General features: G+C 70.5%; 30 protein-coding genes. 7 read left to right on the top strand and 23 right to left on the bottom strand.

Annotated features, from left to right (window positions below; translation table 11 throughout):
• Positions 1-23 precede the first annotated feature (23 nt).
• Genes rpsQ through rpsJ form a run of 11 tightly spaced genes read right to left on the bottom strand, consistent with a single transcriptional unit; the run spans position 24 to position 5,402 of the window.
• Positions 24-311, bottom strand: coding sequence for a 30S ribosomal protein S17 (gene rpsQ, locus ACFV9M_RS26935; protein ID WP_007384073.1), 288 nt, complete (start codon positions 309-311; stop codon positions 24-26).
• Positions 311-535, bottom strand: a complete 225-nt coding sequence (gene rpmC / locus ACFV9M_RS26930) for a 50S ribosomal protein L29 (RefSeq protein ID WP_003998824.1) — start codon at positions 533-535, stop codon at positions 311-313. Before rpmC ends, rpsQ begins: the two co-directional genes overlap by 1 nt.
• On the bottom strand, positions 535-954 hold the full coding sequence (gene rplP / locus ACFV9M_RS26925) for a 50S ribosomal protein L16 (RefSeq protein WP_004927269.1): 420 nt from the start codon (positions 952-954) through the stop codon (positions 535-537). The genes rpmC and rplP overlap by 1 nt, the downstream gene beginning before the upstream one ends.
• A 5-nt stretch (positions 955-959) precedes the next feature.
• Complete coding sequence (rpsC, locus tag ACFV9M_RS26920) at positions 960-1,784, bottom strand: 30S ribosomal protein S3 (protein WP_385066702.1); 825 nt, start codon at positions 1,782-1,784, stop codon at positions 960-962.
• Positions 1,784-2,131 carry a 50S ribosomal protein L22 gene (rplV, locus tag ACFV9M_RS26915; RefSeq protein WP_019329637.1) on the bottom strand — a complete coding sequence of 116 codons (348 nt, stop codon included), beginning with the start codon at positions 2,129-2,131 and terminating at the stop codon, positions 1,784-1,786. The genes rpsC and rplV overlap by 1 nt, the downstream gene beginning before the upstream one ends.
• A gap of 42 nt (positions 2,132-2,173) precedes the next feature.
• Positions 2,174-2,455: a 30S ribosomal protein S19 gene (gene rpsS / locus ACFV9M_RS26910; protein WP_010986346.1), complete on the bottom strand. Its 282-nt coding sequence runs from the start codon at positions 2,453-2,455 to the stop codon at positions 2,174-2,176.
• A 12-nt stretch (positions 2,456-2,467) separates the two neighbouring features.
• The gene (rplB, locus tag ACFV9M_RS26905; RefSeq protein ID WP_030788280.1) at positions 2,468-3,304 is read right to left on the bottom strand and encodes a 50S ribosomal protein L2; all 837 of its coding nucleotides are present in this window, start codon (positions 3,302-3,304) and stop codon (positions 2,468-2,470) included.
• Positions 3,305-3,344: 40 nt separating this feature from the next.
• A complete protein-coding gene (gene rplW / locus ACFV9M_RS26900) occupies positions 3,345-3,764 on the bottom strand; it encodes a 50S ribosomal protein L23 (protein ID WP_385066698.1) in 420 nt (139 codons plus the stop codon).
• Positions 3,764-4,423: a 50S ribosomal protein L4 gene (gene rplD, locus ACFV9M_RS26895; protein ID WP_385066695.1), complete on the bottom strand. Its 660-nt coding sequence runs from the start codon at positions 4,421-4,423 to the stop codon at positions 3,764-3,766. The genes rplW and rplD overlap by 1 nt, the downstream gene beginning before the upstream one ends.
• An 8-nt stretch (positions 4,424-4,431) precedes the next feature.
• Entirely contained in the window at positions 4,432-5,076 is a 645-nt protein-coding gene (rplC, locus tag ACFV9M_RS26890; protein ID WP_356249902.1) for a 50S ribosomal protein L3, read from the bottom strand.
• A gap of 17 nt (positions 5,077-5,093) precedes the next feature.
• Complete coding sequence (rpsJ, locus tag ACFV9M_RS26885; protein ID WP_003948644.1) at positions 5,094-5,402, bottom strand: 30S ribosomal protein S10; 309 nt, start codon at positions 5,400-5,402, stop codon at positions 5,094-5,096.
• Positions 5,403-5,929: 527 nt separating this feature from the next.
• Here rpsJ and ACFV9M_RS26880 point away from each other — a divergent pair.
• Positions 5,930-7,591, top strand: a complete 1,662-nt coding sequence (locus ACFV9M_RS26880; protein WP_385066692.1) for an RNA ligase family protein — start codon at positions 5,930-5,932, stop codon at positions 7,589-7,591.
• 59 nt (positions 7,592-7,650) lie between these two features.
• A complete protein-coding gene (locus ACFV9M_RS26875; protein ID WP_385066690.1) occupies positions 7,651-10,512 on the top strand; it encodes a poly(A) polymerase in 2,862 nt (953 codons plus the stop codon).
• A 13-nt stretch (positions 10,513-10,525) separates the two neighbouring features.
• Here ACFV9M_RS26875 and ACFV9M_RS26870 read toward each other — a convergent pair whose 3' ends face one another.
• The gene (locus tag ACFV9M_RS26870) at positions 10,526-10,735 is read right to left on the bottom strand and encodes a DUF397 domain-containing protein (RefSeq protein WP_385066687.1); all 210 of its coding nucleotides are present in this window, start codon (positions 10,733-10,735) and stop codon (positions 10,526-10,528) included.
• Positions 10,732-11,607 carry a helix-turn-helix domain-containing protein gene (locus tag ACFV9M_RS26865; RefSeq protein WP_385066799.1) on the bottom strand — a complete coding sequence of 292 codons (876 nt, stop codon included), beginning with the start codon at positions 11,605-11,607 and terminating at the stop codon, positions 10,732-10,734. The genes ACFV9M_RS26870 and ACFV9M_RS26865 overlap by 4 nt, the downstream gene beginning before the upstream one ends.
• Positions 11,608-12,174: 567 nt before the next feature.
• On the opposite strand from ACFV9M_RS26865, the gene ACFV9M_RS26860 reads away from it, so the two are divergent.
• Together ACFV9M_RS26860 and ACFV9M_RS26855 are read left to right on the top strand one after the other, a co-directional pair.
• The gene (locus tag ACFV9M_RS26860) at positions 12,175-13,047 is read left to right on the top strand and encodes a hypothetical protein (protein ID WP_385066686.1); all 873 of its coding nucleotides are present in this window, start codon (positions 12,175-12,177) and stop codon (positions 13,045-13,047) included.
• A 110-nt stretch (positions 13,048-13,157) separates the two neighbouring features.
• On the top strand, positions 13,158-13,379 hold the full coding sequence (locus ACFV9M_RS26855) for a hypothetical protein (RefSeq protein WP_385066683.1): 222 nt from the start codon (positions 13,158-13,160) through the stop codon (positions 13,377-13,379).
• Positions 13,380-14,003: 624 nt separating this feature from the next.
• Here ACFV9M_RS26855 and ACFV9M_RS26850 read toward each other — a convergent pair.
• Complete coding sequence (locus ACFV9M_RS26850) at positions 14,004-15,131, bottom strand: acyltransferase family protein (protein WP_385066681.1); 1,128 nt, start codon at positions 15,129-15,131, stop codon at positions 14,004-14,006.
• Positions 15,132-15,286: 155 nt separating this feature from the next.
• On the opposite strand from ACFV9M_RS26850, the gene ACFV9M_RS26845 reads away from it, so the two are divergent.
• Together ACFV9M_RS26845 and ACFV9M_RS26840 are read left to right on the top strand one after the other, a co-directional pair.
• Positions 15,287-15,682, top strand: coding sequence for a hypothetical protein (locus tag ACFV9M_RS26845; RefSeq protein WP_385066678.1), 396 nt, complete (start codon positions 15,287-15,289; stop codon positions 15,680-15,682).
• 10 nt (positions 15,683-15,692) lie between these two features.
• Complete coding sequence (locus tag ACFV9M_RS26840) at positions 15,693-16,157, top strand: DUF3592 domain-containing protein (RefSeq protein ID WP_385066676.1); 465 nt, start codon at positions 15,693-15,695, stop codon at positions 16,155-16,157.
• 101 nt (positions 16,158-16,258) lie between these two features.
• Here the strand turns inward: ACFV9M_RS26840 and tuf are convergent, their stop codons facing one another.
• From tuf to ACFV9M_RS26815, 5 genes are all read right to left on the bottom strand, one after another.
• Positions 16,259-17,452, bottom strand: coding sequence for an elongation factor Tu (gene tuf, locus ACFV9M_RS26835; RefSeq protein ID WP_385066674.1), 1,194 nt, complete (start codon positions 17,450-17,452; stop codon positions 16,259-16,261).
• Between the two features lie 156 nt (positions 17,453-17,608).
• Positions 17,609-19,735 (bottom strand): elongation factor G, encoded by a 2,127-nt coding sequence (gene fusA, locus ACFV9M_RS26830; RefSeq protein WP_385066672.1) that lies wholly within the window; start codon positions 19,733-19,735, stop codon positions 17,609-17,611.
• Between the two features lie 39 nt (positions 19,736-19,774).
• A complete protein-coding gene (gene rpsG, locus ACFV9M_RS26825; RefSeq protein WP_030788318.1) occupies positions 19,775-20,245 on the bottom strand; it encodes a 30S ribosomal protein S7 in 471 nt (156 codons plus the stop codon).
• A 3-nt stretch (positions 20,246-20,248) separates the two neighbouring features.
• Positions 20,249-20,620, bottom strand: coding sequence for a 30S ribosomal protein S12 (gene rpsL, locus ACFV9M_RS26820; RefSeq protein ID WP_003948652.1), 372 nt, complete (start codon positions 20,618-20,620; stop codon positions 20,249-20,251).
• A 461-nt stretch (positions 20,621-21,081) separates the two neighbouring features.
• Positions 21,082-22,176, bottom strand: a complete 1,095-nt coding sequence (locus ACFV9M_RS26815; RefSeq protein WP_385066669.1) for a glycosyltransferase family 2 protein — start codon at positions 22,174-22,176, stop codon at positions 21,082-21,084.
• A gap of 128 nt (positions 22,177-22,304) precedes the next feature.
• Here ACFV9M_RS26815 and ACFV9M_RS26810 point away from each other — a divergent pair, with 128 nt between their 5' ends.
• Positions 22,305-23,582 carry a hypothetical protein gene (locus tag ACFV9M_RS26810; protein WP_385066666.1) on the top strand — a complete coding sequence of 426 codons (1,278 nt, stop codon included), beginning with the start codon at positions 22,305-22,307 and terminating at the stop codon, positions 23,580-23,582.
• Positions 23,583-23,621: 39 nt separating this feature from the next.
• Here the strand turns inward: ACFV9M_RS26810 and ACFV9M_RS26805 are convergent, their stop codons facing one another.
• The 4 genes from ACFV9M_RS26805 to ACFV9M_RS26790 form a co-directional block, all read right to left on the bottom strand.
• Complete coding sequence (locus ACFV9M_RS26805) at positions 23,622-24,113, bottom strand: DUF1707 and DUF4190 domain-containing protein (RefSeq protein WP_385066796.1); 492 nt, start codon at positions 24,111-24,113, stop codon at positions 23,622-23,624.
• 204 nt (positions 24,114-24,317) lie between these two features.
• The gene (locus ACFV9M_RS26800; protein WP_385066794.1) at positions 24,318-24,497 is read right to left on the bottom strand and encodes a hypothetical protein; all 180 of its coding nucleotides are present in this window, start codon (positions 24,495-24,497) and stop codon (positions 24,318-24,320) included.
• Between the two features lie 116 nt (positions 24,498-24,613).
• The gene (locus ACFV9M_RS26795; protein WP_385066663.1) at positions 24,614-25,621 is read right to left on the bottom strand and encodes a hypothetical protein; all 1,008 of its coding nucleotides are present in this window, start codon (positions 25,619-25,621) and stop codon (positions 24,614-24,616) included.
• The gene (locus tag ACFV9M_RS26790) at positions 25,614-25,925 is read right to left on the bottom strand and encodes a WhiB family transcriptional regulator (protein ID WP_385066660.1); all 312 of its coding nucleotides are present in this window, start codon (positions 25,923-25,925) and stop codon (positions 25,614-25,616) included. Before ACFV9M_RS26790 ends, ACFV9M_RS26795 begins: the two co-directional genes overlap by 8 nt.
• Positions 25,926-26,062 lie beyond the last annotated feature (137 nt).

Genomic DNA, 26,062 nt, shown 5'->3' with positions numbered 1-26,062 from the left:
TGGAATTCCCTTGCGGGAATTACCTACTTGGCCTTCTCGAGGATCTCGACGACGCGCCAGCGCTTCGTCGCGGACAGCGGCCGGGTCTCCGCGAGGAGGACACGGTCGCCGACACCCGCGGCGTTCTGCTCGTCGTGCGCCTTGAGCTTGTTCGTACGGCGGATGACCTTGCCGTACAGCGCGTGCTTGACGCGGTCCTCGACGGCGACGACGACGGTCTTGTCCATCTTGTCGCTGACGACGAGACCCTCGCGGGTCTTGCGGAAGCCGCGGGCCTCTGCAGTCTGCTCAGTCACGTTGCTCTCACTCATCAGGCGCTCTCCACCGTCTCGATGCCCAGCTCGCGCTCACGCATCAGGGTGTAGATCCGCGCGATGTCCTTACGGACGGCCTTCAGCCGACCGTGGTTCTCGAGCTGACCCGTCGCCGCCTGGAAGCGGAGGTTGAACAGCTCTTCCTTGGCTTCGCGGAGCTTCGCCAGAAGCTCCTCGTCACCCAGTTCGCGCAGCTCGGACGCCTTGGTACCGGCCGACATCACGCTTCACCTGCCTCGCGCTTGACGATCCGGCACTTCATCGGCAGCTTGTGGGCGGCGCGAGTCAGGGCCTCACGGGCGATCTTCTCGTTGGGGTAGGACAGCTCGAACATGACCCGGCCCGGGTGCACGTTCGCGATCCACCACTCCGGAGAACCCTTACCGGAACCCATGCGGGTCTCGGCAGGCTTCTTCGTCAGCGGGCGGTCCGGGTAGATGTTGATCCAGACCTTGCCACCACGCTTGATGTGGCGGGTCATCGCGATACGGGCCGCCTCGATCTGGCGGTTGGTCACGTACGCCGGCGTGAGGGCCTGAATGCCGTACTCGCCGAACGCGACCGTCGTACCGCCCTTGGCCTGACCACGGCGCTTCGGGTGGTGCTGCTTGCGGTGCTTGACCCTACGGGGGATCAGCATGTCGGTCAGGCCTCCGTTCCGGTGCTCTCAGCCGGAGCGGCGGCGGCAGCCTCGGCCTGGGGGGCCTCGGCGGCGGGAGCCTGCTGCTGCGGCTTACGACCGCGCCGCTCGCCACCACGGCCACCACGGGCCGGGCGGTCGGCGCCACCGCGGGCCGGGCGGTTACCCGCACGGGCGGCAGCGTTCTCGGCGCGGACCTCGGCGATGTTCTTGACATCGCCCTTGTAGATCCAGACCTTCACACCGATGCGGCCGAAGGTCGTCTTGGCCTCGAAGAAGCCGTAGTCCACGTTCGCGCGGAGCGTGTGCAGGGGCACGCGGCCCTCGCGGTAGAACTCCGAGCGGGACATCTCGGCGCCGCCGAGGCGGCCACCGCACTGGATCTTGATGCCCTTGGCGCCGGCCTTCATCGCCGACTGCATGCTCTTACGCATGGCGCGGCGGAAGGAGACGCGGGAGGAGAGCTGCTCGGCAACGGCCTGGGCCACCAGCTGAGCGTCGACCTCGGGGTTCTTGACCTCGAGGATGTTCAGCTGGACCTGCTTGCCCGTCAGCTTCTCGAGGTCGCCGCGGATGCGGTCGGCCTCGGCGCCGCGGCGGCCGATGACGATGCCCGGACGAGCGGTGTGGATGTCCACCCGCACGCGGTCACGGGTGCGCTCGATCTCCACCTTCGAGATGCCGGCGCGCTCCATGCCGGACGTCATCATCCGACGGATGGCGACGTCTTCCTTGACGTAGTCCTTGTACAGCTTGTCGGCGTACCAGCGGGACTTGAAGTCCGTGGTGATGCCGAGCCGGAACCCATGCGGGTTAACCTTCTGGCCCATTACCGGGTTCCTTCCTTGCTGCTGACGACCACGGTGATGTGGCTGGTCCGCTTGCGGATCCGGTAGGCACGGCCCTGGGCGCGCGGACGGAACCGCTTCAGGGTCGGGCCCTCGTCGACGTACGCCTCGGAGATGTAGAGGCTGTCGGCGTCAGTGTGGTCGTAGTTGTGCGCGGCGTTGGCGATGGCGCTGTCCAGCACCTTGCCGACCGGCACGCTCGCGGCCTGCGGGGCGAAACGCAGGACCGCCTGAGCCTCCGTGGCGTCCATGCCACGGATAAGGTCCACCACGCGGCGGGCCTTCATGGGCGTGACGCGGATGTACCGCGCCTGGGCCCTGGCTTCCATGGTTGTCCTTCCAGTGTCTGTCATGGTCATTCCACCCCGCTGTTAGCGGCGCTTCGACTTCCGGTCGTCCTTGACGTGACCCCGGAAGGTGCGCGTCGGCGAGAACTCGCCGAGCTTGTGGCCGACCATCGACTCGGTGACAAACACCGGAATGTGGGTCTTGCCGTTGTGCACCGCGATCGTGTGACCCAGCATGGCCGGGATGATCATCGAGCGACGGGACCAGGTCTTGATGACGTTCTTGGAACCGGCTTCGTTCTGTGCGTCCACCTTCTTGATCAGGTGGTCGTCGACGAAGGGCCCCTTCTTGAGACTGCGCGGCATCTAAACCCGCTCCTAGCGCTTCTTGTTCGTCTTGCGGCGGCGGACGATGTACTTGTTCGAAGCCTTCTTCGGCGAACGAGTACGACCCTCCTTCTGACCCCAGGGGCTGACCGGGTGGCGACCACCGGAGGTCTTGCCCTCACCACCACCGTGCGGGTGGTCAACCGGGTTCATCGCCACACCGCGAACGGTCGGGCGGACGCCCAGCCAGCGCTTGCGGCCGGCCTTGCCCCAGTTGATGTTGCTCTGCTCGGCGTTGCCGACCTCGCCGACCGTGGCGCGGCAGCGCTGGTCGACCAGGCGGATCTCACCGGACGGCATGCGGAGGTGGGCCATCGAGCCCTCCTTCGCGAGCAGCTGCACGGAGGCGCCGGCGGAACGGGCGAACTTGGCACCGCCACCGGGACGGAGCTCGATCGCGTGGATCGTGGTACCGACCGGGATGTTGCGGAGCGCCAGGTTGTTGCCCGGCTTGATGTCGGCCCCGGGACCGTTCTCGACGCGGTCACCCTGCTGCAGGTTGCGCGGGGCGAGGATGTAGCGCTTCTCGCCGTCGGCGTAGTGCAGCAGCGCGATGCGCGCGGTGCGGTTGGGGTCGTACTCGATGTGCGCGACCTTCGCCGGCACGCCGTCCTTGTCGTGACGACGGAAGTCGATCACGCGGTAGGCGCGCTTGTGTCCGCCACCCTGGTGGCGAACGGTCACACGACCGGAATTGTTACGGCCGCCCTTGCTGTGCAGGGGGCGGACCAGCGACTTCTCCGGCGTGGACCGCGTGACCTCGACGAAGTCGGCGACGCTGGAGCCACGGCGGCCCGGCGTAGTCGGCTTGTACTTGCGGATTCCCATTTCTCAGTCCTCGTCCGATATCGGACGATCCGGACCGCCGTCAGGCGGTCGGACCGCCGAAGATGTCGATACGGTCGCCCTCGGCAAGGGTCACGATCGCGCGCTTGGTGGCGGCACGCTGACCGAAACCGGTCTTGGTGCGCTTGCGCTTGCCCTGGCGGTTGATCGTGTTGACGCCGGTGACCTTGACCGAGAAGACCGCCTGGACGGCCTGCTTGATCTGGGTCTTGTTGGCGTTCGGGTCGACGATGAACGTGTACTTGTTCTCGTCGAGGAGCGCGTAGCTCTTCTCCGACACGACCGGCTTCAGCAGCACGTCACGGGGGTCCGTGTACGCCTTGCTGGGCGCGGTGACGACGGTGTTCTTGCCCTCGGCCTCGTGACGGCGCGCCTTGGCGACGCGCGCGGCCTTGGCGGCCTTGGCGGCCTTGGAGGCGATGCTCGGGTGACGCGTAGCCATCAGGCGTCACTCCCTTCGGTGTCGTTGGCCTTGTTCGGGCCGGACACGAAGGACTCAAGAGCGGCCTGGGTGAAGACCACGTCGTCCGAGACGATCACGTCGTACGTGTTCAGCTGGCCCGGCTCCAGGATGTGAACCTGGGGCAGGTTGCGGGCGGACAGCCACGCGGCCTCGTCGGCGCGGTCGACGACCAGGAGCAGGTTCTTGCGCTCCGAGATCTTGCCGAACAGCGTGCGAGCGGCCTTCGTGGAGGGGGTCTCGCCCTCGATCACGCCGGTGACGACGTGGATGCGGTTGTGGCGGGCCCGGTCGGTGAGGGCGTGACGCAGGGCGGCAGCCTTCATCTTCTTCGGGGTCCGCTGCGAGTAGTCGCGCGGCACGGGACCGTGCACGACGCCACCACCGGCGAACTGCGGCGCGCGGGTCGAGCCCTGACGGGCGCGGCCGGTGCCCTTCTGGCGGTACGGCTTCTTGCCGCCACCACGGACTTCACCGCGGGTCTTGGTCTTGTGCGTGCCCTGGCGGGCAGCCGCGTTCTGCGCGACGACGACCTGGTGGATCAGCGGGATGCTGACCTTCTCCACGCCGAAGATCTCCGCGGGGAGCTCGACGCTACCGGTCTTCTCGCCGGCAGGCGAAAGGATGTCAACAGTGCTCATCGGTTACCTCAGGCCCCCTTGGCCGCGGTGCGGACCAGGACGAGGCCGCCGTTCGGACCAGGAACCGCGCCCTTGATGAGCAGCAGACCCTTCTCCGCGTCAACGGCGTGGACGGTCAGGTTCTGGGTGGTGACCCGCTCGTTGCCCATGCGACCCGCCATGCGGAGGCCCTTGAACACGCGGCCCGGGGTGGCGCAGCCACCGATGGAACCGGGCGAGCGGTGCTTGCGCTGGGTGCCGTGACCGGCGCCGAGGCCCTTGAAGTTGTGACGCTTCATGACACCGGCGAAGCCCTTGCCCTTGCTCTTGCCGGTCACGTCGACCTTCACGCCGGCCTCGAACACCTCAGCGGTGATCTCCTGGCCCAGCGTGTACTCGGAGGCGTCCGCGGTGCGGATCTCGACGAGGTGGCGACGGGGGGTGACGTCGGCCTTGGCGAAGTGGCCCTTGAGGGGCTTGTTCACCTTGCGCGGGTCGATCTCGCCGAAGGCGATCTGGACCGACTCGTAGCCGTCACTGTCGTTCGTACGGACCTGGGTCACGACGTTCGGGCCGGCCTTGACGACGGTGACCGGAACAACACGGTTGTTCTCGTCCCACACCTGCGTCATGCCGAGCTTCTCGCCCAGGATGCCCTTGATCTGCTTTGCCATCTCTCAGATCACCGGCCTCAGAGCTTGATCTCGATGTCGACACCGGCCGGGAGGTCGAGTCGCATCAGAGAGTCAACGGTCTTGGGGGTCGGGTCGAGGATGTCGATCAGGCGCTTGTGCGTGCGCATCTCGAAGTGCTCGCGCGAGTCCTTGTACTTGTGCGGCGACTTGATGACGCAGTACACGTTCTTCTCAGTGGGCAGCGGCACCGGGCCCGCGACCGACGCACCAGTGCGGGTCACCGTCTCGACGATCTTCTTCGCCGAGGAGTCGATGACCTCGTGGTCGTAGGCCTTGAGCCGGATGCGGATCTTCTGTCCCGCCATGGCTACTCAGTAGTCCTGTCTCTTCTAACGCTCTGGAACCTGGTGTTCCCTGAACCCGATCCTCCGACCCACGCGGTCGGGCGTGTCGCGCTCCCGCTGACACGGATGTCCCATGCTCGAACATCCCTGCGGGGAATGCACACGGCCCTACCGGAACCGCAGACCGGGGGCGGAAGGCCCACCGGGTGCCTGGCCGGTGCCGCACTCACACTTCCCGGAAGATTCCCGTACGTCCGCCCCAGCGCTGCCGTGTGGCAGTTAGGACGACGAGTACTGTGGGACTCGCTTCCGGTCCTCCCGGCGGGAGGCGCGCAGCATCAACACTCGACCGAGCAACTCGGACAGTCTGCCATATGGGGCAGGTGCTCCGCCAATCGAGCCGGAGAGAATACCCCGAACGTGATGCAGGTCAAACAAGAGCCCGCTCGGCGACGCCCGGGGCGGTCCGCCCGGTAATCCGTTCGCCCGCCGCCACCCCCCACTCCTACGCTGACCAGGTACGTCGGCCGGCACGGGGAGCGTTCACCATGCGTACGCACTATCCGCGGACCCGGCATCTGCCCTGGTCGCCCGGCGCCACCGCCGACGACCTGCGGATCACCGGCCTGTCGGGCCTGCGCGGCCGCGAGGTCGTCGTGACCGAGAAGCTCGACGGCGAGAACACCACCCTGTACGCCGACGGCCTGCACGCCCGCTCCCTCGACTCGGCCCACCACCCCTCGCGCACCTGGGTCAAGGCGCTCCAGGCCCGCGTCGGCCCCGCCGTCCCGGAGGGCTGGCGGGTGTGCGGCGAGAACCTGTACGCCCGCCACTCGATCGCGTACGACGCCCTGGACGGCTACTTCTACGGCTTCTCGGTGTGGGACGACCGCGGCCGCTGCCTGGACTGGGACCGGACGGTGGACTTCCTGGGCCGGCTCGGGGTGCCCGTGCCGCGGGTGCTGTGGCGGGGCGTGTTCGACGAGCGGGCCCTGCGCGCCCTGCGGCTGGACCCGGAACGGCAGGAGGGGTACGTCGTCCGGGTCGCGGACGGGTTCGACGCGCGGGAGTTCGGGGCGCGGGTGGCCAAGTGGGTGCGGGCCGGGCACGTGCGGACGGACACCCACTGGATGCACACGGCCGTCGTCGCCAACGGGCTCGGCCCGAGGTCCGCGCTGTGGGCCGTACGCTCGGGCGCGACCGTCGAACCGGCGGCGCTGGCGGAGGCCGTCGGGCTGCCCGGGGAGGGGGATCCGGACGCCGTCGCCCGCTTCGATCCGGCACAGCGGTCGGGCGACGACCGGCTCGCCGGCGTTCTGGCCGCCCTGCTGCACGGGGGCCGGCGGGCGCGGATCGCGGCCCGGCTCGCCGGGGTGGTGGGTATGCCGCTCGCGCGCCGGGTCGCCGACCTCGTGGGGCTGCACCCGGCGCTGCACCGGCCGTATCCGGACGAGGACCGGCGGTCCGGTCTCGTACGGCTGTCGTACGCCGCCGACCTCGGGCTGCTGCACGCGGTCGCCCGGGCCACCGCGGACACGGAGGAGGCGCGCGAGCAGACGGAGTGGTCGGCGCTGCACGCCGAGGACGTCGTCGCCCTGGACGAGACCGCGCTGCGGGAGGCGTTCGAGGGGCTGCCCGCCGACGTCGCCGTCCGGTGCCGGGCCGAGGCCCGGGAGGCGTACGCCGACGGGCGGATCGGCGGTCCCGCCGAGGCCGTCGCCGCGACCTGGCGCCTGCGGTCCGGCGCCTTCCCGAGGCTGGTCCACCTGGCCGGCCCGGCCGGCAGCGGCAAGAGCACCTTCGCCCGCCGGCTGCCGGGCGTGGACGCGTACGTCTGCCTGGACGACCTGCGCGAGGCGCGCGGGGCGCGCGCCGACCAGCGGGCCAACGCGGACGTGCTGCGCGAGGGGCTCGACCGGCTGGACGGGTCGCTGGCCGCCGGCGGGACCGTGGTGTGGGACGCCACCTCCCTGAACAGGCAGCAGCGCTCGCTCGTGCACGCGGTCGCCCGCCGCCGCGACGCCCTGATCACCCACGCCGTGGTCTTGGTCGACGAGGACGAGCTGGTTCGGCGCAACGCCCGCCGCGCGCACCCGGTGCCGTCGGACGTGCTCGCCGCCCAGCTGCGCCGCTTCGGCCCGCCGTATCCCGGAGACGCGCACCGCACCTGGTACATCGGGGCGAGCGGGTCCGTGGAGGAAGACATCTGAGAAAGACGTCTCAGGCAGAGGCTTGAGGCAGAGGCAGCAGGGGAGAGGTCTGAGGAGCGGTGCGGACGAGCGAGGAGATCTACCACCGGGTGCGCTGGGACGCGCGTTTCGACCCGGCCCGCTTCGTGCTGGGCGTACTCCAGCGCGGAGCCGCCCCCGAGCGCGTGCCGCTGCCCGCGTTCGTCCCGGGCGGCGAGATCCCGTGGCACCGGGTGCTGTTCTTCGAGGCGGACGGCGAGCTGGTGTGGGACCGGGCCACGGGGGTGGACCGGATCGACGCGACCGAGGCCGGCCGGGTGCGCGAGGCCCGGCTGCTGCGGGCGCCGTTCTTCACGGCCCGTTCGCCCCACGCGTGGGACGGCGAGGACTGGACGCCGACGCCCGTGGCGCGCCCGCGCGGGACCGCCGCGCCCGGCTCCGGCGGTGTGCGGGTGCTGACCTGGAACACCCTGTGGGACCGGTACGACGCCGAGCACATCGACAGCGCCCGGCGCAGGCCGCTGCTGCTGCGGGCGCTGCGCGACGCCGACGTGGACGTGATCGCGTTGCAGGAGGTCGAGGCGGAGCTCCTCGCCCCGCTGCTGCGCGAGCCGTGGGTGCGGGCGGAATGGACGCTGGGGACGGACCCGCGGGGGCGGGACGTGGACGCGTACGGCCTGCTGCTGCTGAGCCGGCTGCCCGTCCGCGAGGCCGCGTTCCACGCGCTGGGCCCGCACAAGGCGGTGACGGCCCTGGTCGTGGAGGCGGGCCCGCGTCCCCTCGTCGTCGCGGCGACGCATCTGAGCAGCGACCACTCCGAGAACGGCGCCGGCCGGCGCACCGCCGAACTGACCGCCCTCGCCGAGGGACTGGCCGCTGCGGACGCCGATCTGCTCCTGCTGGGCGACTTCAACGACGGCGGTCACACACCGCAGCTGACGCTGGGCATGCGGGACGCGTGGAGCGAGGCGCACGGCGCCGACGACGCCACCCCGACCTTCGACCCGGGCGCCAACCCGCTGGCCGCGGTCTCGTCCCTGACCGGCCGGGCGTCACGGCTGGACCGGGTGCTGCTGCGGGGCGAGGGCCTGCGGGTGCGGCGGGCGGAGCTGTGCGGGGACGCGCCGACGGCGGAGGGGCTGTACCTCTCGGACCACTACGGGGTGCGGGCCGAGGTGACGACGGGGGCACCGGAGGCCCCGGAGGCCGAGGCCCTCGGCCGTCTCGACGCCCGGCCGACGCCCCGTACGGCGCTGGCGTGGATCCCGCCCGAGGAACTGTGGCCGCCGCTCCAGGAGATCCGCCGGGACCACGACCCGCAGATCCGCCGCTGGCCCCCGCATGTGAACCTGCTCTTCGGCTTCGTCCCGGAGCACGCCTTCGAGCAGGCGGCCTCCGTGCTCGCGACGGCCGCCACGGCACCCTTCGACGCCCGGCTGGAGGGCGTGCACTGGTTCGGCCACCGGGACGACGCCACGGTCTGGCTCGACCCGGCGGCCGCCGGCGAGGAGCCGTGGGCGGAACTCCACCGCACCCTCCGGCACCACTTCCCCCACTGCCGTGGCCGCCACGCGGGCTTCACCCCCCACCTGAGCCTGGGCCGCACCACCGACCCGAACACCCTGGCCGCCGCCTGCGCGGCCCGGCTCACCCCGATGCCGGTCAGGGTCGGAGAGCTGGCGCTGCTGTCCCGGCGCGGGGACGAGCCGATGCGGGTGCGGGCGACGGTGGGGCTGGGGACGGGGGACGTGAGCTGGAGGGAGGAGGCGGCCGCGGAGTACGGGTCGGGAGCCGCCGACACCTTTGCGGCCGACCGCATCGCCGACCGATTCACCGACCGGATGGCCGACCGGATCGCGGGCCGGATCGCGGGCCGGATCGCGGAGGCGCTCCCCGACGGCGTCGTCCACGTCGTCGGCTCCCGGCGCATGGGCTGCGCGCTGCCCGGTGCGGACCTGGACCTGGTGGCGGCACTGCCCGGGGTCGTCGAACTCGCCTCCGTACAGGCGCGGTTGACGAAGGCGCTCCCTGACGTGAGCGACGTGCGGGAGGTGGTCGGGGCCCGTGTCCCCGGCCTGCGGCTGCGGCTCGACGGGCCGGACGGGCCGGACGTGGACCTGGTCGTCGTCGCCACCGGCCCGATGGACCCCGCCGAGGCGGTGGACCGCCGGGCCGAGCTCGGCGAGTCGGCGGCGGTCGCGCTCAGCGCGGTGAGCGACGCCGACGCGGTGCTCGCCTCGGCGGGCGCCCACGGCCCGGCCTTCGCCCGGCTGGCCAGGCAGGTCAAGGCGTGGGCGAAGGCGCGAGGCCTGGACTCGGCCCCGTTCGGGGGCGTGCCGGGCCTGGCCTGGTCGGTGCTGGCGGCCCGCACGGCGAGCGAGTCCGGCGACCTGCCACCGGACGATCTGCTGCGGCACTTCTTCGCGACGTGGGCGGCCTGGGACTGGCACACCCCGGTGGGCGGCACGGCCCGGACGGCGCTCCCCGTCACCATCACGACACCGTCCGCGCCGGTGCGCCCCTGCACGGACCAGGTCACGCCGGGCATGCGGGACCTCGTCACCGAGGAGCTGTTCCGCGCCTGGGAGGTGCTGGACAGGTCAGCGGATCCGTCCGCGTCTCCCTGGCCCGAGCTGCTCGCCCCTCCCCCGCTGCACCGGCGTCACGCGGCCTGGGCGGTCCTGACGGCGGGACCGGACGCCGACGAGGGCCGACTCCGGGGCAGGATGCGGGCCCTGGTCGCCGACCTCGCGGAGGCGGCCCCCACCTGCCACGCCTGGCCCCGCCCCTTCACCACGACCCCGACCCGCTACGCCATCGGCCTGGGCCCCACCCCGCCACCCGCCGACCACCTCGCGGCCATCGCCGAACGCCGCCTGCGCGGCCTGACCGGGGTGACGCTCAGGAGGGCCGAGGGAGGCGACGTCCCGACGCTGCGCTGACCCCCGCGCCGGATCAGCCCTGCGAGGCGTACGCCACGAAGTCCGCCCACGCGGCCGAGGTGAGGGCGAGGTGCGGACCGCCCGCGCTCTTCGAGTCACGGACGTGGACCGCGCCGGGAGCGTGGGCTATCTCGACGCATGAGTCGCCCTCGTTGCCGTCGCTGTAACTGCTCTTGAACCACGCCAGTCCGGCAGCGTCTCCGGCGGTGGTCTCGCGGATCATGTCTCTCCCAGCAGTTTCTCGATGAAGACCAGCGACTCCCGCGGCGGGAGGGCCTGCGCCCGGATGGTGCTGTACCGCAGTTCCAGGATGCGGAGCTGCTTCGGATCGGATGTCGGCCGGCCGTTGAACGCACCGTCGGAGCGCCCGACCGCCGTACCGTCGTCGAACTTCAGCACCTCGATCCTGCCGTCCAGACCGGGGTGGACCTCGCAGTGCGTCGGCATCACCTGAAGTGTGACATTGCGCAGCCGACCCACTTCCAACAGACGTTCGAGCTGCCGCCGCCACACCATTGTGCCCCCGAGCGGCCGTCGCAGGGGCCCCTCTTCCAGCACGAAACCGAGCGCAGGTGCGGGTTCCCTGTGGAAGACCGACTGCCGGGCCATCCGGGCAGCAACCATCCGCTCCACCTCGTCCTCCGAGTACGGAGGCTGCCGCGACTCGAACGCGGCCCTCGCATGTTCTGAGGTCTGGAGCAGCCCGCTGATGCTGTGGCACACGTACACCCCGATCTCGACCGCCTTGGCCTCCATCTGCGCCAGGTCCCGCACCTTCTTCGGGTACCGGACCTTCTCCACGTCCTCCTTCATCGCCGAGAGCAGCCCGCCCGCCCCCAACAGTTCGTCGGCCTTGTCCAGATACTCGGGCCTGGGAATCCGTTTCCCGCCCTCGATCTTGTAGACCAGGTCCTCGCCGTAACCGAGGGACTTCCCGAAGTCGCCGGCCCTCATCCCCACGGCCTCGCGCCGCAGCTTCAACTGGCGCCCGACGGTGGCGACGACGGCAAGGCCCCACGCGTCGTCCGGGTCCACCTCCCACCCCGGCTCATCCGCCTCGTCCCTGAGCCTCTCCACGCTCCCGCCGACCGTCATCCGCACGCCCTTCACCTCGAACCATCACCGCCCGTATCGGCGTCGTCACTTCTCACGGTAGGCATGCGCCACCGGGCCGAGTGGGGTGATTCGAGAATTCATCGAGGGCTCCGGATCGCGACCCGCCCCACCCCGCCTCCCTCCCCGACGCGCCTCGCCACCCGGAAGAGTGGTGATCCCGAACTGGGGTGGCTTTTCGCCCGGTTGACCGTCATATGCTCGCCGCGACCACCACCGCAGACATGCGACGGCCCCCGGCCGGGACTGGCATCCCGATCGAGGGCCTGACCACTGAGGAAGTAGGCGCTTCCCTGATGGATACCCGAAACCCTAGCGCGCCCGCATGCGCTCAGCCGCCGAATCCACGCGGCGTCACCCACATCGGCGACCGCCACGCCAACCGCTTCACGGTCGTCGCCGTCGGCTGGGCCGAACCCGCGCCCGACACCGCCCCGCGCCCTCCCCCAAGCCGCACTGCGCCACGTCCTGACCGCTCGGCAGAGCCCGGTGCCCGCTGCCGCGACTGCCGAGCAGAACCCTCGTCTCCTGCACCGACAAGGAAAACCCATGGTCAGCTCGTCCCACGAGGCGATGCACCACATCTTCCGGCACGACCCCGGACTCTTCAGCCGGGTCTCGCGCGTCCTGGGGTTCCCCGTCCCCACCCCCCTCAAGGTGACGGTCATGCCCACCGATCTCACCGAGACCAGCCCCGTCGAACGACGCGTGGACACACTGCTGCGGCTGGAGTCCGCGGAGCGGGACGCCTTCCTCCTCGCCATCGAGGCCCAGGGCAAGAAGGATCCCGTCAAGCCCGCGAGCTGGGCTTATTACACCTCCTACCTCTGGACCAAGTACCGGCTGCCCACCGCCCTCATGGTCGTGTGCCAGGACCACGCAACAGCGCTCTGGGCCGAGCAGCCGTTCAGCAGCGGCCCAGCCCAGTTGCCCACCCTCACACTGCGCCCCGTGGTCGCCGGTCCCCACAACATGCCGGTGATCACCGACCCGGACGAGGCCCGTGCCGACCTCGCCCTCGCCACTCTCTCGGCCATCACACACGCCGGTGATCCGGACATCGGTGCCATACTGAAAGCCCTGTCCACAGCGCTGAGGGACATGCCCGAAGACATCGCGGACCCCATCGTCGAACTCACCGCACAGGGGCTGGGCAACCGCCCGGCCAAGCACCTCTGGAGGAATCTGGTGGCCGTGGACCTCTCCTTCTACAAGTCCTACCTCTCCGAAGAAATCCGAGACGAAGGCCGGGCGGAGGGCCGGGCGGACGCCCTCCTGCTCATCCTCGAACAGCGCGGCCTCGACATCCCCGACGACGCCCGCCGACGGATCACCGAGTGCCACGACACGGACACCCTCCGCACGTGGCTGTCCCGGGCCATCACCGCCCCGGCCATCGACGACGTCTTCAGCGACGAGTAGGCCCATCACCGCTTCGGCCCGCCCGCAGGCCACCGGCCGCCCGGCCCCGTCGTCGGTTCACCGCCCATGAGCCGGGCAACCGCCCGGCCAAGCACCTCTGGAGGAATCCGGTGGCCGTGGACCTCTCCTTCTACAAGTCCTACCTCTCCGAAGAAATCCGAGACGAAGGCCGGGCAGACGCCCTCCTGCTCATCCTCGAACAGCGCGGCCTCGACATCCCCGACGACGCCCGCCGACGGATCACCGAGTGCCACGACACGGACACCCTCCACACGTGGCTGTCCCGGGCCATCACCGCCCCGGCCATCGACGACGTCTTCAGCGACGAGTAGGCGATCGCACGATCGCGCCGAGCGCCGCGGACACCGGGCGCGCCGGTTGCTCCTCCGGGACCGCGGAGGGCCGTCCGGGCACGGCCTCGCTCACGTGGCGGCCGGGGTCGACGCCATCGGCCGTCATGGCCGTCACCGGCCGCCGGCCGACGCCGACCCGCTTGGATGACAGCGTGGACAACCATTCGAGCTCGTTCCTGATCTCCGTGAACAACCCCGTTCCGGTGTCCGATCCGCTGTCGGTGCCTCTGCCTCCTGACGCCGAGATGCGCTCGACGATCCGACCGGCGAGCGCTCGCCGCCCGGGAGACGCCCCGGCGGCTCGGGTCTTCGCGCCACGATCCGCGCAAGGGGGTCACCGCACGGCACCGTCACCCTTGGGCGTCAGCGAGGGCTACCGCTTCGATCCACGACACCTGGACGCCCGGGTCGCCCATGCCCTGGCGGTCCTCCGGACCGGGGAAGGCGCAGGCTGACCGGCCTCGCACGGTCACGCACCCGCCCGGTCACCACTTGACCAGCACCCCCCGCCAGGTCCCTCCCGCGCCGAGCACCGCCCCCAGCAAGGGCTGCTTCATGTCCCGCGAGTCGAAGCGGAACGTCTCGACCCTGCGGCGGCGGTGCCTACCCGGCGCCCCGCACCCGCGTGAACGACCTCTCCAGCCCCCGCTTCACCACCCGCGCCAGCGGGCGCTCCACCCACCGGTGCACCAGCCAGCTCAGCAGCAGGAAGCCGGCCAGCACCGCCGCCACCAGCAGCCGTGCGTCCAGTTCGCCCCGCAGGCGGCTGATCACCGTCGTACCGGCCGCGTAGTGCGTCAGGTACAGCGGATACGTCAGGCTGCCCGCCGTCACCAGCCACCGCCCGCGGATCCGGTCCGTCCAGCCGAGGGCGATCGCGACCATGACCCCCAGGAACACGGTGTAGATCAGCACCGCGCCCCGCCACCCGGACACCCGCTCGACCTCGTCGATCCGCAGGCCCAGTTCCCGCTGGGCCATCAGCCACGACATGCCGAGGATGCCCCACAGCAGCAGGTCCTGGCCGAAGCGGTGCATCAGGTACAGGGCCAGGCCGGCGATGAAGTACCAGGCGCCGTCGGGGTTCGCGGCCAGTTCCAGCAGTGGCAGGTGCGCCACCGGCGCGAGCATCGCCGCCGCGCCCCACACGCAGCAGAACAGCACGACCTTGCGGTACGTCAGCCCGGTGGCGACCACCGCCAGGAAGAGCAGGTAGAAGCGGAGCTCGGACCAGAGGGTCCAGTACACGCCGTCCACGTTCGCCACGCCCGAGCCCGACTGGAGCATCGTCAGGTTGAGCAGGACGTCACGCCAGCGCAGGCGCTCCCACACGCCCGGCCACGCCGCCAGCACGCCCGTCGTGAACAGCACCGCGAACCAGTAGGCGGGGTAGAGGCGGATCACGCGGGAGACGAAGAACTGCCTCGGTGTGCGGCCCCAGCAGGACATGCAGATGACGAAGCCGCTGACGACGAAGAAGACCTCCACGCCGATCCAGCCGTAGGAGGCGACGTGGAACACCGTCGGCATGATCTCGGAGACCGGGCGGCCCCAGATCAGGTTGCCCGGCCGGTCGGCGCGCCAGGTGCCGGCGTAGTGGTGGAGCGCGACCATCAGCGCGGCGAGCAGGCGTATGCCGTCGAGGGCGTGGAGGCGGGACGCCCGCTCCCGGCGCCGGGCGGGGCGGTGCTCCGGCCGTACGGCGAGAGGGGGGAGGGTCAGGCCAGTCATCTCCGGGAGACTACGACCGCCACAACCACCTCACAGGGAACGCCAAGGGACATTCCTCGCGGGCACCCGGCGAAGTTGCCGCAACGCTCGCCGGAGCGTCCAAGTCCGTTTCGCGGGGCTTCACTTGACGGCGGCGCGGGCCGATGATCGTGCCCATGTACAAGCGAAGACGCCTCCTCGGCACCTTCCTCGGCGTGGGCGTCGCCACCGCCGCCCTCCCCGGTCTCACGCCCGTCCTCGACGACCTTCCCTGGGAACTGCTCCTGCCCGGCGCCGTGTTCCTCATCGTGAACCAGCTGATCTACAGCTACCCCAGCGCCGTCAGGGGCCCCTGCGCCTCCCTCGCGTCGGTGGCGGTCCTCGCCGTGATCGGCGTCCTCCAGGACACGCTGGTCTGGCTGCTCGCCTCCTGGATCGGCTCCCGGCTCGGCAGCGGTGTCCAGGTCGACGGCTTCCTCACCGCCCTGCTCGGAGGCCTCGTCCTGCGCGCCGTGGTCCTCGTGTGCATGGCGATCGGCCCCCAGCCGGCGCCGGCCGGACCGGAAGAGTAGGAAGGCGCACGTGGAAACCGCTGCGGGCGTGCTGGTGTCCGTGCTCCTCATGGCCTTCGGCCTGGCCCTCCTCGTCGAGGTCCACGGGATCCACCGGCTCAGGAGGCACGGCGTCACGACGACAGCCCAGGTCGTGGGCCACCGGCGGCTGACGGACAAGGGCGGCGAGCCGAGGTACCACATCGAGGTGGTCCTCACCCTGCCCGACGGCACGGAGATCCGCGCCGGGTCGGCAGGCTCCCTCCCGGGCGAGCCCCCATTGCTCCGGCCGGACACCACCGGCGTCGTCCACGACCCCCGTCGGCCGACCCGGGTCTCGGTGTCCGGGGCGGACGAGGGCCACCACCGGTTCGGCGACGCGCTGGCGTACCTCGTCACCGCGGGCGCTGATCCCGGCCGGTGTCCACATCCTGGCGACCGACGCCTTCGCCCGCTGAGCGCCGGCCGCCCGGGGTTGCGCGCGGCACACGTATGAGCACCGGCCGGCACGGGCACGCGAAAAGGGCCCGTACGACCGGAGTCGTACGGGCCCTCTCAGGAGCTCGCTGCTGGAGCTACCAGGTCAGATCGACAGACTTACTTGGTGATCTTGGTGACCTGGCCGGCGCCCACGGTGCGACCACCCTCGCGGATGGCGAACTTCAGGCCCTCTTCCATGGCGATGGGCTGGATGAGCTCCACCTTCATCTCGGTGTTGTCACCCGGCATGACCATCTCGGTGCCCTCGGGGAGGGTCACGACGCCGGTCACGTCCGTCGTACGGAAGTAGAACTGCGGGCGGTAGTTGTTGAAGAACGGCGTGTGGCGGCCACCCTCGTCCTTGGACAGGATGTAGGCCTGCGCCTCGAACTCGGTGTGCGGGGTGACCGAGCCCGGCTTGATGATGACCTGGCCGCGCTCGACGTCCTCGCGCTTGATGCCGCGGAGCAGCAGACCGACGTTCTCACCGGCCTGGCCCTCGTCGAGCAGCTTGCGGAACATCTCGATACCGGTGACCGTGGTGGTGGTCTTCTCGGTCTTGATGCCGATGATGTCGACGGTCTCGTTGACCTTCAGGACACCACGCTCGATACGGCCGGTGACGACCGTACCGCGACCGGTGATCGTGAAGACGTCCTCGATCGGCATGAGGAACGGCTTGTCGACGTCGCGCTCCGGCTCCGGGATGGCGGAGTCGACGGCGTCCATCAGGTCCAGGACGGACTTGCCCCACTCGGCGTCGCCCTCGAGCGCCTTGAGCGCCGAGACCTTGACGACCGGGACGTCGTCGCCCGGGAACTCGTACTCGGAGAGGAGCTCACGGACCTCGAGCTCGACGAGCTCCAGGATCTCCTCGTCGTCCACCATGTCGGCCTTGTTCAGGGCGACGACGATGTACGGAACGCCGACCTGGCGGGCCAGGAGCACGTGCTCCTTGGTCTGCGGCATCGGGCCGTCGGTGGCGGCGACCACGAGGATCGCGCCGTCCATCTGCGCGGCACCGGTGATCATGTTCTTGATGTAGTCCGCGTGACCCGGGCAGTCGACGTGGGCGTAGTGACGCGCCTCCGTCTGGTACTCGACGTGCGCGATGGAGATGGTGATACCGCGCTGACGCTCCTCAGGAGCCTTGTCGATCTGGTCGAAGGCCGAGGCCTCGTTCAGGTCCGGGTACTTGTCGTGCAGCACCTTGGTAATGGCGGCCGTGAGGGTCGTCTTACCGTGGTCGATGTGACCGATGGTGCCGATGTTGACGTGCGGCTTAGTCCGCTCGAACTTCGCCTTCGCCACTGGGGTCCTCCTGTGGAGTGGTTCTGTACGCCTTACTTCATCGGCGCCAGGTGATCTTTGCTGTTGGGTCCCGGGCCGCGGGCCATCCCGCCACGAATGCGGAGGAATGGCCCGGGAGGCTCCGGTGTCAAGCCTACGGCGTGCGAACGGAGTGCGTTACTCGCCCTTGGCCTTCGCGATGATCTCCTCGGCGACGTTCCGCGGAACCTCGGCGTAGGAGTCGAACTGCATCGAGTAGCTTGCGCGACCCGAGGTCTTGCTACGGAGGTCGCCGACGTAGCCGAACATCTCCGACAGGGGCACGAGGCCCTTCACGACGCGAGCACCCGCCCGCTCCTCCATGGCCTGGATCTGGCCACGGCGGGAGTTGATGTCGCCGATGACCTCGCCCATGTAGTCCTCGGGCGTGGTGACCTCGACGGCCATCATCGGCTCGAGCAGCACGGGGCTGGCCTTGCGCGCGGCCTCCTTGAAGGCCTGCGAACCGGCGATCTTGAACGCGAGCTCGGAGGAGTCGACCTCGTGGTAGGCGCCGTCGAGCAGCGTGACGCGCACGCCGGTCATCTCGTAACCGGCGAGGATGCCGAACTGCATGGCCTCCTGCGCACCGGCGTCCACCGAAGGGATGTACTCCTTCGGGATGCGGCCACCGGTCACCTTGTTCACGAACTCGTACGAGGCGTCGCCGCCCTCGATCGGCTCGATCGCGATCTGCACCTTGGCGAACTGGCCGGTACCACCAGTCTGCTTCTTGTGCGTGTAGTCGACCCGGTCGACCGCCTTGCGGATGGTCTCACGGTAGGCGACCTGCGGCTTGCCGACGTTGGCCTCGACCTTGAACTCACGGCGCATACGGTCGACCAGCACCTCGAGGTGCAGCTCGCCCATGCCACCGATGATGGTCTGGCCGGTCTCCTCGTCCGAGTGGACCTGGAAGGACGGGTCCTCCTCGGCCAGGCGCTGGATCGCGATGCCCAGCTTCTCCTGGTCGCCCTTGGACTTCGGCTCGATGGCGACCTGGATGACCGGCGCCGGGAAGTCCATGGACTCCAGGATCACCGGCTGCTTGTCGTCGCACAGCGTCTCACCGGTCGTGGTCTGCTTCAGACCCATGACGGCGACGATGTCGCCGGCGCCGACCGCGTCGATCTCCTCACGCTTGTTGGCGTGCATGCGGTAGATCTTGCCGATGCGCTCCTTCTTGCCCTTGACGGAGTTCAGCACGGCGGTGCCGGACTCCAGGCGGCCGGAGTACACGCGGACGAAGGTGAGCTTGCCGAGGTGCGGGTCGCTCATGATCTTGAACGCCAGCGCGGACAGCGGCTCGTCGTCGGACGGCTTGCGCTTGACGACCGTCTCCGGGTCCTTGACGTCGTGGCCCTCGATGGCCTCGACGTCGAGCGGGGAGGGGAGGTAGCGCACGACCGCGTCGAGCAGGGGCTGGACGCCCTTGTTCTTGAACGCGGTGCCGCAGAACACCGGGGTGACCGTGGTGTCCGTGGACTTGCCGGAGGCGATGGTGATACGACGGATCGCGGCGTACAGCTGCTCCACGGAGGGCTCCTCGCCCTCCAGGTACAGCTCCATGATCTCTTCGTCGTTCTCGGCCACGGCCTCGATCAGCTTGCCGCGGTACTCCTCGGCAGCCTCGGTGTGGGTGTCCGGGATGTCGACGATGTCGTACATCTCACCCTTGGTGGCCTCGGCGGACCAGACGAACGCCTTCATGGTGACGAGGTCGACGACGCCCTTGAAGTCGGCCTCGGCACCGATCGGCAGCTGCATGACGAGCGGCTGCGCGCCCAGGCGGTCGCTGATCATGTCGACGCAGCGGTGGAACTCGGCGCCGGTGCGGTCGAGCTTGTTCACGAAGCAGATACGCGGAACGCCGTAGCGGTCCGCCTGACGCCACACCGTCTCGGACTGGGGCTCGACGCCGGCCACGCCGTCGAACACCGTCACGGCACCGTCGAGCACACGCAGGGAACGCTCCACCTCGACGGTGAAGTCGACGTGACCCGGGGTGTCGATGATGTTGATGGTGTGATCGACGTCGGCAAGCGGCCAGTGACAGGTGGTGGCAGCAGAGGTGATCGTGATGCCACGCTCCTGCTCCTGCTCCATCCAGTCCATGGTGGCAGCGCCGTCGTGGACCTCACCGATCTTGTACGACACACCGGTGTAGAACAGGATCCGCTCGGTGGTGGTCGTCTTGCCCGCGTCGATGTGGGCCATGATCCCGATGTTGCGGACCTTGGCCAGGTCAAGTGAAGTGGTAGCCATAAGGCTTCAGTCTTCTCTCGGTCTCGATGTGGGTAGCGACTACCAGCGGTAGTGCGCGAAGGCCTTGTTGGACTCGGCCATCTTGTGCGTGTCCTCGCGCTTCTTCACAGCGGCGCCAAGGCCGTTGGACGCGTCGAGAAGCTCGTTGAGCAGGCGCTCGGTCATGGTCTTCTCGCGACGGGCGCGGGAGTAGCCGACGAGCCAGCGCAGCGCCAGGGTGCTCGCGCGGCCGGGCTTGACCTCGACCGGGACCTGGTAGGTCGCGCCACCGACACGGCGGGACTTGACCTCGATGGTCGGCTTGATGTTCTCGAGAGCGCGCTTCAGCGTGATGACCGGGTCGTTGCCGGTCTTCTCGCGCAGGCCCTCCATGGCGCCGTAGACGATGCGCTCGGCGGTGGAGCGCTTGCCGTTCAGCAGCACCTTGTTGATGAGCGACGTGACAAGAGGAGAACCGTAGACCGGGTCGATGATGACCGGGCGCTTCGGGGCGGGGCCCTTACGAGGCATTTCTTACTTCTCCTTCTTGGCGCCGTAGCGGCTGCGGGCCTGCTTGCGGTTCTTCACACCCTGGGTGTCAAGCGAACCGCGGATGATCTTGTAGCGAACACCCGGCAGGTCCTTCACACGGCCACCACGCACGAGCACGATGGAGTGCTCCTGCAGGTTGTGTCCCTCACCCGGAATGTAAGCGGTGACCTCGATCCCGCTGGTCAGACGCACACGCGCGACCTTACGCAGGGCCGAGTTCGGCTTCTTCGGGGTGGTCGTGAACACACGCGTGCAGACGCCGCGGCGCTGAGGGGAACCCTCGAGTGCGGGCGTCTTGTTCTTCTCGACCTTGTCCTGCCGGCCCTTGCGGACCAGCTGCTGGATCGTAGGCACTACTTCTCCGGTTTCTGTGTGCCGATGTGTACAGCTAACCTGGAACTTCGCCGACCCACGCGGTCGGGTGTGTCGTATCCCGCGGACTTCCGCCGCGAGGCAGAAAGAGGCGCAGATCACGGTGGCCGTTCTCAGCCCCGGTGCGGTCGAAGGCACGCACGAGGGCCAGGGCACACCCCAGGCACAAGGTCTGAGCGTACCCAGCGCAATCACTCCGGTCAAAACAAAAGCGACGTCCCCGGCGGACCCCGACCGGCGGGCGGCGTGAGCTGCGGCTTCGCGGAGGTGCCGGTGACCGCCCCCGCGCCCGGCGGACCGGCCTACGGAAGGGCCGCCGCCCTGCCGCCGCCCTGCCGCCGCCCGGCGGCCGCCCGGCGGAGCGCCGTTCTCCCCGCTTTATCCGTTTCCCGTTTTCTCCGGCTCCCCGTTTCCTACGGTTCGGACGCGTGTCGGGAGGGACATCAGCCGCCGAGCGTGCTTTCATGCGCCGCCGATGGTGCCCGTGCCGCGGACGGCGGCGGCATCGTGTGCGTCGTGGACGGCGGTGGCATCGGCTGCGTCGTGGACGGCGGCGGCATCTCCGTGGCGGAGGGCATCGCGGTGTCGTGGCCCACGAAGTACGTCGGGCGGTTCTGTACGGCGGTGTAGATGCGGCCGACGTACTCGCCGAGCAGGCCCACGCAGATCAGCTGGACGGCGCCGATGAACAGGACCCCGGTGAAGAGGGAGGTCCAGCCGGGGACGGTGTGGTCGAAGGCGTGGGCGCAGAGGGTGTAGACCATCAGGCCCAGACAGACCAGGAAGGCGATGCCGCCCAGCCAGGTGGCGATGCGCAGGGGGGCCGCCGAGAAGCCGGTGACGCTGTCGACCGCGAGCCGGATCATCCGGCCCAGGGGGTACTTGCTGCGGCCCGCCGGGCGCGGGGCGCGTTCGTAGGTGACGCGGCCGCTGGGGAAGCCGAGCCACGGCACCAGCAGACGGTAGACGCGCTGCTGGTCCGGCAGGGACTTCAGGGCGTCGACGGCGGCCCGGCTGAGCAGCCGGAAGTCGCCGGCCTGGGCGGGGACCGAGGGCCCGGCGAGACGGCGGACGAGGCGGTAGTACAGGCCGGCCGTCCACCGCTTGAACCCGGTGTCGCTGGTGCGGTCGGTCCGGATGCCGTAGACGATGTCGAGGCCCTCGCCGCGGGCCAGAGCGAGCATGTCGGGAATCTTCTCGGGCGGGTCCTGGAGGTCGGCGTCGAGGCTGACCACGTACGCGCCGAGCGCGCGGTCCAGGCCGGCGGTGAGGGCCGCCTGGTGCCCGGAGTTGCGGCGCAGGCCGATCACGCGCAGCTGCGGCCAGCCGAGCCGGAAGGCCGCGAGCAGTTCGGCGGTGCGGTCGGTGCTGCCGTCGTCGACGGCGACCACCTCGTAGTCGGCACCGAGGTCCGCGAGGACCGGGCGCAGTCGGCTGACCAGCGCGGGAAGGACCTCTTCCTCGTTGTACACGGGTATGACGACCGACAAGACGGTCGGCCCGGCCGTCCCGTCCAGGGAATCCACTGCTTCGGCCACCGCCCCTCCCCCAACCTGTGGCGCACATGTGCGACTCTGTTGCGATCTTATGACTGACACTTCGCGATCATCCGGACAACGCCCCTCCCCGGGGGTCCGGTGATCGGGGCCGAGGGGGGTCCACACTCATGAGCACGGCTTCCAGCGGCGCGGCGGCGGATCCCGCCGTGCCCGACGAGCGGGAGACGCGGCCCCGGAGCGTGCGCCGCCCCACCCTGCCGGCCGGTGTACGACCGTACCTCGCCCCGCTGATCCTTTACGGCGTCACCAAGCTCGTCGGGCTGACCGTCTTCGCGGTCCTGCTGGAGGCCGCCGGGGACTACCGGAAGAAGGAACCGCGGTTCGGCGGCGGCGCCCACTGGTGGGACGTCCTCTCCACCTGGGACGGCTGGTGGTATCTCCAGGTCGCCGAGAAGGGCTACGACCCGCGCCCGCTGGAGCCGCTCGCTTCCGGCGGCCTGTTCACCGTCAAGCAGAACTCCGTCGCGTTCTTCCCGCTCTACCCGGGCCTGATCCGGGGGGTGTCGGAGATGACGGGGCTCGGCCTGTTCGGCTCCGGGATCCTGGTCTCCGTCCTCGCCTCCTTCGTCGCGGCCGCCGGGATCTACGCCGTCGTCTCGCTCCTCGCGGGCGCCCGCGCCGGGACGATCGCCGCCGGGCTGTGGGCCGTGGCGCCCGGCGCGGGCGTCGAGTGGGCGGTGTACTCGGAGTCCCTGTTCGTGGCGATAGCGGCCTGGTGCTGCTACTGCGTGATGCGGCACCGCTGGGAGACGGCCGGTCTGCTCGCCTTGGTCGCCGGCCTGAACCGGCCCACCTCCGCCGCGCTCATCGGCGCGGTCGGGCTCGCCGCGCTGGTAACGCTGGCCCGGCGGGAGAGCAGACGCGAGCACGGGGTGGTGGGGCCGGTGTACGCCATGGTCGTCGCGCCGCTCGGCCTGCTCACCTACGTCGCCTGGGTCGGCCTGAGCATGGGCGACCTGACCGCCTACTTCACGCTCCAGCGCGAGGGGTGGGCGCACTACTTCGACTTCGGCGCCTACACCCTCGACGTCCTCGGCAACACGGCCGTCGGCCGGCGCGACTACCTGTTCGCCTTCTCCGTCCCCGACCTCATCGCCGTACAACTGGTGCTGGCGGTGCCCTTCCTCGTCGCGCTGATGCTGCGCAGGAAGCCGCCGCTGGTGCTGGTCGCGTACACGCTGGCGAGCATCGTCACCGTGCTGGGCACCCAGCAGATGTTCGGCAACACCCCGCGCTACCTGCTGCCCTGCTTCCCGCTGCTGCTGGCCCCGGCGGCGGCGATGGGCCGGCTGAAGTGGCCGAGCCTGGCGGTGTTCTTCTCGACGGCGGCGGTGGCGTCGGGGTGGTACGCGCACTATGTGATGTTCGAGTTGGGGATTCCGTAGGGCGGGCGGGGGTCGGGGGGCGTGGGGTGTGTGCGGGGGTCAGGGGGAGGTGACCGCCGCCAGGAACAGGATCACCAGGAACACCGCCCAGCTCGCCACCGACAGCCAGCCCAGGACGAGGCCGGCCAGGGCGAAGCCCTCACCACCCTCGCCGGTCCGGCGGATCTCGGCGCGGGCCGAGTGCCCGAGGATCACCGCGGGGATGCCGGTGACGCCCATCGTCATCGTGGTGAGGACACCGCAGACCATGGCGCCGACCGCCTTGCCGTTGGTGGGCGGGGGCGGTGCGGGCAGGAAGGTGCGCGGCACCGCGGGGTACGCGTGGTACGCCTGGACCGGCGGGGCGGCGGGCTGTATCACCATGGGGCCCTGCGGAAGGTCGGCTACCAGCAGGGACAGCTCGCCGACCGTGCGCGCCTCGTACGCCCGCGCCACCCGCCGGTCGAACTCGGCCTGCTGGAGGCGCCCCTCGGCGAACCCCGCTCTGAGCACGTCGACGGCGCGCTCGCGATCCGCGTGGGACGCGAGCATGACCGGACTGCTCTGCGCCTGCTGCCACGGCTGCCATGGCGACGGGTACGACACGGGCACCTCCCCCGGACGGCTTGAATGCCTCCATCATTCCCCTACGCTCCGGGCCTCGCGATGGTTCCCCCGCGCGAACCACCGATCCCGCCCCGGCGAGCGGCCCGGGGTACGGCGAGCAGGCAATCGGGCGTTCTCAGCGCACGCGTTTCACCGCACGCGTCTCGCCGCGCCCCGGGCCGCGCGTTCGGCGGCGAAGACGTCCTCCAGCCGGAAGAGCTGCGCCCGGCCCGCCTTGCCGGCCGCCCTCAGGTGGCCCAGCTGCACCCACTTGCGGATGGTGGCGGAGGCGACGCCGACCTCCTGGGCGGCGAGGGGGCCGGGGATCAGGGTGGGCCGATCGAACCGTTCGGTCCGTTCGGTCCGTTCGGTCCGTTCGGACTTTTCTGACTGTTCGGACCGTTCGGACCGTTCGGACCGTTCAGGGCTGTTGTTCCGCGCACCGCTCACCGGGCCGCCGCCTCCCACTCGTTCTCGTCCCAGGTGTGCCGGTAGGCGGGATCGTCGTGACAGCCGCAGTCCGGCTCCGGGCAGCGGCAGGCCGGGTTGATGCACAGGACGGCGCCGCGGTCGGGGAAGGCCCGCAGCGACACCGAGTCGCACCAGGGGCACCGCCCGGACACCCGGACGACGGTCTCGGTGTCCCCCAACGCGCGGGCGCAGCGGCGCGCCATCCGCCGGGTCTCGTCCCGCACGTGCGCGGCCAGGACGGGGTCGGCGCCGATGTCGTCGAGGAGGGCGGCGATCCGTCGCAGCCGCTCCGGCACGGGTGCGCGGCGCGCGCGGGGCAGGCCGAGGCGGTCCCGTACGGCTTCCTCCAGCTCCACCACGCCGTCGGAGATGTCGCGGAGGGCGTCCGAGATGTGCAGCCGGAGGGGTGCCGCGCTGTGGCCGGGGGCGACGAGTCCGTGCTGCTGCTGGAGGAGCAGCGCCTCCTCGCGCTCCGCGCGGAGACGGGCGGCGAGGTCGGCGGAGGGTGGCGCCGGGCGGTGGGCGGGGGCGGAGGCGGGGGCGGTACGGCCGGGGACGAGCTCGGCGGCGAGTTCGGGGAGTTGCTGGAGGAGCTGGGTGATCCAGAGGGCGGTCTGGGTGGTGGTGGCGGGGTGGGGCTCGGCGGGGCGCGGATGGGTGCCGCGGGCGTCGGCGGGGCGGGGACGGGTACCGCCGGCGTCGGCGGGACGCGGGTCCGGGCGGAGGCGGGCGTCGGCGGGACGCGGGTCCGGGCGGAGGCGGGCGTCGGCCGGGTGCTGTCCTGGGCCGCGGGGACGGGAGTCCGCATGGCCGGAACCGGAGTCCGCGAGGGTGGAACGGAAGTTCGCGAGACCGGAACCGGGGTCCGCGAGGCCGGAACCGGAGTCCGCGAGGCGCGGATCGCGCGGGTGGTCCTTGGCGCGGTCGGCGTCGGCAGGGTGCCTCGGGGGCGTTCCACCGGCGGCCGGGTGGTTGTCAGCCAAGGAGGCCTCCCCTGTGTGCGGGCACCGGGCGGCCCGAGCGCCACAGGCGGCCTCCGCAGACGCCGTCGAACCAGTTCTCCGCCGGTGCCACCGCCTCCTCGCAGGCGCGGCGCACCGTGCAGCCGGCGCAGGCGCGCAGCGCGGGGGCGGCCTCCTTGGCCTTCTTGGAAAAGATCACCCGCGGGGGCAGCCCGGCGCAGGCGGCCGCGGACTGCCAGGCCACGGTGTCGGAGACGCGCGTTTCCGGCGTACGGGGCCGGGACGGACGTGGGCGAGCCGGTGGACACGAGTCGGGAACGGACATGGAGCCTCCCTGACGGGGTCGGAGATCGAGCCGTGCTGCGGACAACGCCCCCCAGAGTACAGATTGCGTGCGCGCTCGCAATAACTTTCGGATCGCTCACCGCGCCGGAACCGCTCCCCTCCGCGCCGGCCGCGTGC

The sequence above is a fragment of the Streptomyces sp. NPDC059895 genome (assembly GCF_042731035.1).
In the GTDB taxonomy this organism is placed as follows: Bacteria; Actinomycetota; Actinomycetes; order Streptomycetales; family Streptomycetaceae; genus Streptomyces.
This window is presented reverse-complemented; position numbering and strand designations above follow the sequence as displayed.